This is a genomic window from Blastococcus sp. KM273129, assembly GCF_021698995.1.
In the GTDB taxonomy this organism is placed as follows: domain Bacteria; phylum Actinomycetota; class Actinomycetes; order Mycobacteriales; family Geodermatophilaceae; genus Blastococcus.
This window is the reverse complement of the sequence record NZ_SSXB01000131.1, coordinates 1-6,685: the sequence shown is the minus strand read 5'-3', so window position 1 is coordinate 6,685 and position 6,685 is coordinate 1. Positions and strand designations below refer to the sequence as shown.

10 protein-coding genes are annotated in these 6,685 nt (G+C 76.7%); 4 read left to right on the top strand and 6 right to left on the bottom strand.

Annotated elements, in window-relative coordinates; all coding sequences use genetic code 11:
- Together E9565_RS21235 and E9565_RS21230 are read left to right on the top strand one after the other, a co-directional pair.
- Positions 1–1,074: AbrB family transcriptional regulator (locus E9565_RS21235; RefSeq protein WP_308113176.1), on the top strand; the 1,074-nt coding region annotated here is incomplete at its 5' end.
- A gap of 26 nt (positions 1,075–1,100) precedes the next feature.
- Positions 1,101–1,397, top strand: a complete 297-nt coding sequence (locus E9565_RS21230) for a hypothetical protein (RefSeq protein ID WP_236828823.1) — start codon at positions 1,101–1,103, stop codon at positions 1,395–1,397.
- Between the two features lie 7 nt (positions 1,398–1,404).
- On the opposite strand, the gene E9565_RS21225 is transcribed toward E9565_RS21230, so the two are convergent.
- Positions 1,405–1,899 carry a type II toxin-antitoxin system PemK/MazF family toxin gene (locus tag E9565_RS21225; RefSeq protein WP_236828821.1) on the bottom strand — a complete coding sequence of 165 codons (495 nt, stop codon included), beginning with the start codon at positions 1,897–1,899 and terminating at the stop codon, positions 1,405–1,407.
- A gap of 182 nt (positions 1,900–2,081) precedes the next feature.
- On the opposite strand from E9565_RS21225, the gene E9565_RS21220 reads away from it, so the two are divergent.
- On the top strand, positions 2,082–2,279 hold the full coding sequence (locus E9565_RS21220; protein ID WP_236828820.1) for a hypothetical protein: 198 nt from the start codon (positions 2,082–2,084) through the stop codon (positions 2,277–2,279).
- Between the two features lie 6 nt (positions 2,280–2,285).
- Here the strand turns inward: E9565_RS21220 and E9565_RS21215 are convergent, their stop codons facing one another.
- A complete protein-coding gene (locus tag E9565_RS21215; protein ID WP_236828819.1) occupies positions 2,286–2,711 on the bottom strand; it encodes a VOC family protein in 426 nt (141 codons plus the stop codon).
- 75 nt (positions 2,712–2,786) lie between these two features.
- Entirely contained in the window at positions 2,787–3,410 is a 624-nt protein-coding gene (locus E9565_RS21210; protein WP_236833609.1) for an MSMEG_1061 family FMN-dependent PPOX-type flavoprotein, read from the bottom strand.
- Positions 3,411–3,450: 40 nt separating this feature from the next.
- Between E9565_RS21210 and E9565_RS21205 the strand changes: the two genes are divergently transcribed.
- Positions 3,451–3,840: a thioesterase family protein gene (locus E9565_RS21205; RefSeq protein WP_236828847.1), complete on the top strand. Its 390-nt coding sequence runs from the start codon at positions 3,451–3,453 to the stop codon at positions 3,838–3,840.
- On the opposite strand, the gene E9565_RS21200 is transcribed toward E9565_RS21205, so the two are convergent.
- The 3 genes from E9565_RS21200 to E9565_RS21190 form a co-directional block, all read right to left on the bottom strand.
- Positions 3,827–5,329 carry a cobyric acid synthase gene (locus E9565_RS21200; RefSeq protein WP_236828846.1) on the bottom strand — a complete coding sequence of 501 codons (1,503 nt, stop codon included), beginning with the start codon at positions 5,327–5,329 and terminating at the stop codon, positions 3,827–3,829. The two genes, E9565_RS21205 and E9565_RS21200, sit on opposite strands and share 14 nt — an antisense overlap.
- Complete coding sequence (locus tag E9565_RS21195; protein WP_236828845.1) at positions 5,326–5,991, bottom strand: 1-acyl-sn-glycerol-3-phosphate acyltransferase; 666 nt, start codon at positions 5,989–5,991, stop codon at positions 5,326–5,328. Before E9565_RS21195 ends, E9565_RS21200 begins: the two co-directional genes overlap by 4 nt.
- Positions 5,992–6,117: 126 nt before the next feature.
- Positions 6,118–6,685, bottom strand: a 568-nt coding sequence (locus E9565_RS21190) for an ANTAR domain-containing protein (protein WP_236836673.1), incomplete at its 5' end; no start/stop codon positions are given.

Here is a 6,685-nt window from a genome sequence, read left to right as displayed (position 1 = left end):
GGACGGATGCGGGGCCGGTGGGGCGGGGTGCTGCTCGACGCGGCCGTCGTCGTCGCCGGTGCCGTCGGTCTCGGGCTGCTGCTCGGGCTCGCCGGCCTGCCCTCGCCCGCCCTGTTCGGCGGCCTGCTCGCCGGGCTCGCCCGCGCGCTGGCGGTCCGCACGCCGGCGCGGGTGCCCGAACGGCTCGGCACCGCCGGGCAGGCCGTCATCGGCGTCTCCATGGGTGTGCTGGTCGACGTCGGCACGCTGCGCGCGGTGGCCGCCGACTGGCTGCCGGTGCTCCTGGTGACCGTCGCGACGCTCCTGCTCAGCCTGCTGGCCGGGCTCGCCCTGCGGCTGCAGCCGGGCATCACCCCGGTGACCGGCGCCTTCGCCATGATCGCGGGGGGCGCCTCGGGGATCGTGGTGATGGCCCGGGAGCTGGGCGCCGACGAGCGGGTCGTCGCGGTGCTCCAGTACCTGCGGGTGCTGCTCATCGTCCTGCTGATGCCGGTGGTCGCCACCACCGCCTACGGGGCCACCGCGGGCGCCGGGCTCGTCCCCGAGGACGCCGGTGGACCGGGCTGGCCGGCCGGGCTGGTGTTCACCGCGACCTGCGCGCTCGTCGGGCTGGTCGCCGGGCGGCTGCTCCGGGTGCCCGTCGCCGCGCTGCTGGGCCCGCTCGTCGCCGCGGCGGTCGCGGACCTGACCGGCCTCGCCGGCGGCGCCGGGGTGCCGCCCCTGGTGGAGAGCGCGGCGTTCCTCGTGATCGGCCTGCAGGTGGGTGTCAGCTTCACCCGGGGCAGCCTGCGGGCCATCGGCCGGGCCCTGCCGCTGGCGCTGGCGGTCGTGCTCGTCCTCGTGCTGGCGTGCGCCGGCCTGGGTGGGCTGCTGGCCGCGGCCACGGGTGCCAGCGCTCTCGAGGGGTACCTGGCGACGACACCCGGCGGCCTGTACGCGGTGCTGGCCACCGCCCGCGACTCCGGGGCCGACACCACCTTCGTCCTCGCCGTCCAGGTGCTGCGGCTGTTCGTGATGCTGCTCAGCGCGCCGCTGGTGGCCCGCCGGCTCCGCCGGGCGCCCCCGGGCACCTGACGGGCGGGCCGGACGCGCCTACCCTCGTGGACCGGCGCACGAGCGGGAGGAGACCGGAGCTGTCCGAGGAGAACGCGGCCACCACGGGGCCGGGCCCCGACGACGCGGTGCTGCTGTTCGTCGGCGGCCCGCTCGACGGGCGCGTGCAGATCCGCGAGGCGCGGCACGGCGACCCGCTGCCGACCGTCACCCACGTCCACCTCCACGGCGGGCCGAAGGTCGTGCACCGCTACGACCTGGAGCCGCTCGCCGACGGCGTCGGCGTCTACAACCTGCGGCCGCCGGTGCGGCGGCCCGCCCGGGACGAGTCGGTCGCGGACTGACGCCGCGTCACCAGCCCTGCACGCGCCGGGCCTCGCCCACGACGCGCTCGAAGCGGGCGCGGTCCAGCGCAGCGCCCTCCCGGCGGACCGTCGCCGGGTCCAGCACCAGCAGCCGGTCCAGCCGCACCTCGCTGGGCCGTCCCCGCGGGTCCCAGGCGCCGCTGCCGATGTCGGTCCACACCCGGCCGTGGCGGGCCTCGTCGGCGGCGTCCCGGTCGTGGTCGCGGCTGGTGAGCATCAACCCCAGGAGGTCGCCGCCCCGCCGGCCGATGACCAGCACCGGCCGGTCCTTGCCGCGGCCGTCGTCCTCCTCGAACGGCACCCACGCCCAGACGATCTCGCCGGGGTCGGGGCGCCCGTCGTCGCGCGGCCGGTAGGCCACGTCGGGCGCACCGGCCGGCCGCGGCCGGGGGCCCCCGGGAGCCGGGGCGCGCAGCAGGTGCTGCAGCACGCGCCCGGCGGTGCGCGCCGCCGTCCGGCCGAGCCGCCCGAGAGGAGCCATGCGTCGCACCGTACGGAGCGGCCGCGACGGGCGCGTGGCGAGCCCGGGACACGGGACCGTCACCGCTCGTCCCACGTGACCCATGGGCACCAAATCGTCACCGTGGGGGTTGGCCGCGGGGATGCGGGGCAACCATGGGGCCGCGGGGAGCGTGCCGGCGTCCCCCGGGAGAAGGGGGTCTCATGACTTCGGCCGAACCGGCGCGCCCAGCAGTGCCGCGTGCCCGCGAGGTCCAGGCGAGCGTGCTCGCGGCCTTCCAGCTGGTCGAGGACGCGCGCTACCTCGGCTCGAGCCGCAGACGCCGCCGGCTGCGGGTCCGCGCGATGGCCGAGCGGGCCGTCGCCGACCGGAGGCTCGCCCGGGACCTGCGCGCCGGGTAGGCGGCCTCAGGTCACGCAGAACTCGTTGCCCTCCGGGTCGGCGAGCGTCACCCACGCGAACGGCCCCTGCCGACCCCGCCACAGCTCGCGGGCGCCCAGGCCGACCAGCCGGGCCACCTCGGCCTCGACCCGGTCCGGCCCGGCCGCCACGTCGAGGTGCAGCCGGTTCTTGACCGTCTTGGGCTCGGGGACGAGCTGGAACAGCACCCGCGGCCGGCCCGGGTCGGGTGACCTGATCGCCGCACCGACCTTCCAGACCAGCGCGCCCCGGTGGGTGGTGGTGTCGTCCGCGGTGGCCGCGCCTTCATCCACCATCCGGCGGATGAAGGCCTCGTCCTGGGCCTCCACCTGCCAGCCCAGCGCCTGGGCCCACCAGTCGGCGAGGTCGTGCGGTGCCGAGGAATCGACCGTGACCTGGACGTCGAACGCCATGGCCGCAGGCTAGGCCCGAGGCCTCGTCCAGCGGCTCGCCGCGAGCGTGCGAGCGGGGAGGAGGGCAGGGTCCTCCTAGAGCTCCTCGGCGAGCTCCGCGCGGATCGTGGCGTCGTCGGGCAGGTCCTCCGCCAGTGCGCAGTGGTCCTTGATCACCCGGCCGAACGGCGTCAGCGCCTTCGGGTCCACCCGCTTCGCCGGGTCCCACAGGCCCGAGCGCATGACCGACTTCGGGCACTGGAAGTACGCCCGCCGCACCTCGAGCACCAGCACCGACAGCGGCGCGCGGCCGAATTCGGTGAGGTCCAGCGGCAGCTCCTCGGGGGCGACCAGCGCCGCCGTGCCGTAGACCCGCAGCGTCTGCTCGACGCCGGGCACCAGGAACATCAGCGCGGCGCGGGGGTTGGCGGCCGCGTTGCGCAGGCTGTCGACGCGGTTGTTGCCCGGCCGGTCGGGGAGCGCCAGCCGGTGCGCGTCCAGCACGTGCACGAAGCCCGGGTCGCCGCCGCGCGGTGAGACGTCGGGCCAGCCCTCGGCGTCGGCGGTGGCCAGCGTCGCGAACGGGGAGTGGGCGATGAACTCCCGGCAGTGGGCGTCGAGGTGGTCGATCACCTTGTCCAGCACCAGGCCGCCCGGCGTCCGGTAGCCGGCCAGCACCGGGTCGTCGGTGGGCGGCGGGGGCAGCGGGACGGTGGGCACGCGACGACCGTAGACGGTGGCGCGGCTAGCGTGGCGCTCCGTGCCGCAGGTGTGGAGTTCCCCCGTCCGATACGTCGAGTGCGACCAGCAGGGCGTCGTCTTCAACGCCCACTACCTGACCTGGGCCGACGAGGCGTCCAACGGGTGGTGGGCGTCGCTCGGGCTCGCCTGGGACGACCTGGTCGCCCGCGGCGTGGACCCGGTGGTCAAGGCCAGCTCGCTGGAGTGGACGTCGTCCGCCCGCTGGGGCGACGTCGTCGCCGTGGACGCCGGGACGGAGAAGGTGGGGCGCACCAGCGTGACGGTGCGGTTCACCGTGCGTGTCGGCGAGCGGGTCTGCTGCGTCGTCCGCAACACCTACGTCTGCGTCGCCGACGGCCGCTCCGCCCCGTGGCCGGAGGACGTGCGGGCGCGGCTCACCGGGGGCTGAAGCCCGAGCCCGGCGGCAGCAGCGGCAGGCCCGCGGGCGGGCCCTGCTCGACCAGCCGCCACAGCGCGTCGGTGTCGGCGTGCTCGGCGACCAGGTCGCCCAGGCGGTCCAGCCGGGCCTCGCGCACCGCCGCGAACTCCGTCGCGGGTGCCGGCACGAACCGGCGGCCGGTGATCCGGGCGACCTCGGCGAGGAAGGCCCGGCGGAAGCCGTCGTTCTCCAGCGCGCCGTGCCACGTCGTCCCGAACACCGCGCCCGCGCGCGCGCCGTCCAGGAACGGCTCGGCGTCGCCGTCCACCGTCACGACGCCGTGGTGGATCTCGTAGCCGTGCACCGTCTCGCCCAGGGCGCGGCCCACCGGGCGGGCGAGCGTCTTCTCCCGGGCGAACCGCACGTCGGCGGGCAGCAGCGCCAGCCCGTCCACCGTCCCCGCCCGCGACTCGACCTCGTCGGTGATCGTGCGGGCGAGCATCTGGTGGCCGCCGCAGATGCCGAGCACGGGCGTCCCCTCCGCCGCCCGCCGCAGCACCGCGTCGGCGAGGCCGGTGGCGCGCAGCCACGCCAGGTCCGCGACGGTGGCCCGGCTGCCGGGCAGCACGACCAGGTCGGCGTCCGCGAGCTCCTCCGGGCGGGTGGCGTAGCGCACCAGCACCCCCGGCTCGACGGCGAGCGCGTCCAGGTCCGTGAAGTTGGACAGCCGGGGCAGCCGCGCCACCGAGACGCGCAGGACGTCGTCGCCGACCGGTGGGGTCCCCGAGGCGGCCACGGGCACGTCGAGCGAGTCCTCGACGTCCAGCTCCAGCCCACCGAGCCAGGGCAGGACGCCGAGCACCGGGCGGCCGGTGAGCGCGGTCAGCTGGTCGAGCCCCGGGCGCAGCAGCCGCACGTCCCCGCGGAACTTGTTGACCAGGAACCCGGCGACCAGCCGCTGGTCGGCCGGCGGCATGAGCGCGACGGTGCCGTGCAGTGCGGCGAAGACCCCGCCCCGGTCGATGTCACCGACGACCACGACCGGCAGGTCGGCCGCGGTGGCCAGCCCCATGTTGGCGATGTCGTCGGCCCGCAGGTTGATCTCCGTCGGCGAGCCCGCGCCCTCGCAGACGACGACGTCGAACCGGGCGCGCAGGTCCGCGAGGCTGCTGAGCACCTGCTCCAGCAGCGCGGCCTTCATGGGCCGGTAGGAGAGGGCGGTGACGTCGGCGACCGGCCGGCCCAGGACGACGACCTGGCTGGAGTCGTCCCCGCCGGGCTTGAGCAGCACGGGGTTCATGGCCGCCTCCGGCTCGACCCGCGCCGCCGCGGCCTGCATCACCTGGGCGCGGCCGATCTCGGCGCCGTCGGGGGCGACCACCGAGTTGTTGCTCATGTTCTGCGCCTTGAACGGGGCCACCGAGACGCCCTGGCGCACCAGCCACCGGCAGATGCCGGCCGTGACCACCGACTTGCCGGCGTCCGAGGTGGTGCCGGCGACGAGCAGCGCCCCGCTCACACCGCCTCGCGCGGGACGTCCCAGCCGGCCTTCTCCTGCCCGGAGAGGTCGGCGATCGCCAGCATGATCCGGTCGGTCACCTCGCGGCGGGCGCGGTTGCGGTCGGCCTGCCCGCGGTGCTCGGGGAAGGTCAGCGGCTCGCCGAAGGTGATCGCGATGCGGTGCGGTCGCGGCCACCGCGCCCCGACCGGCTGGACCCGGTCCGTGCCGCGCACGGCGACCGGGACGACGGGGCAGTCGGCGGTGAGCGCCAGCCACGCGACACCGGTCTTGCCGCGGGCCAGCCGGCCGTCCCGGGAACGGGTGCCCTCGGGGTAGAGGCCGAACGCGGTGCCCTCGCGCAGGATGCCCAGGGCGGTGTCCAGCGCCGCCTGCGCGGCCCGGTGGGTCTCCCGCTCGACCGGGTGGGCGCCCAGCGCGGTGAACAGCGTGCGGGTGAGCCAGCCGCCGATCCCGCGGCCGGTGAAGTACTCGGCCTTCGCCAGGTAGGCGACCCGGCGCGGCGCGGCCAGCGGGATGGCGATGCTGTCGATGAAGGACAGGTGGTTGCTGGCCAGGATCACCGGGCGGTCGAGCGGCACGTTCTCGCGCCCGGTGATGTGCGGCCGGCAGAGCGCGAGGAACAGCGGGCGCAGCACGAACCGGGCCAGGACGTAGAACATCGCAGGCTCCCTCCTCGGCGGCTCCGGGCCGCGCCCCCGGACACCGCGGGCAGCCCCGATCCTGCCGGACCGCACCCGGTGGCCGGGCGGCGGCTCCGGCGGGCGGGGGGAGGGGCCGGCCGGCGGCTACCGCGGGGGGCAGGCGTCGCGCAGGATCGTGCTCACGTCCTCGGGGAGGACGCCGTGCCCCGCGGCCGAGGCGGTGATCGCCTGCGCGACGTCGCGCACCTTCCGGTGGGTGTGGCTGGAGATGTGCGACAGCAGGTCGAACGCGGGCTGCTCGGTGCAGCCGGTGAGCAGCATGAGGATGCCCTTGGCCTGCTCGATGACCGCCCGGCTGGCCATGGCCGTCCGCAACTGGTCGACCTCCGCTCGCAGCGCCGCCGCCCCGGTCGGGTCGGGTGCCTGGGCCCGGGCGGCGGTGAGGTCGACGCAGAACCCCTCGACCGCCCGCACGCCCCCGGCCCCGTCCCCGGCGGGTTCGCCGACCAGCAGCACCGGTCGCGCGGGCCGGTCCGGGTGGTGCACGTGCGTCTCGACTGCGAACGGCTGCCCGCTGCCGCAGGCGGAGAGGGCGGCGAGCAGCCGGGCGGCGTCCGCGGGGTGCTGGACCCGGAGCAGCGCCTCGGTGCAGGGCGCCGCCTCCGGGCCGATCAACGCGTGCATCTCGGGGGACCACCACCAGGTGCCGGCG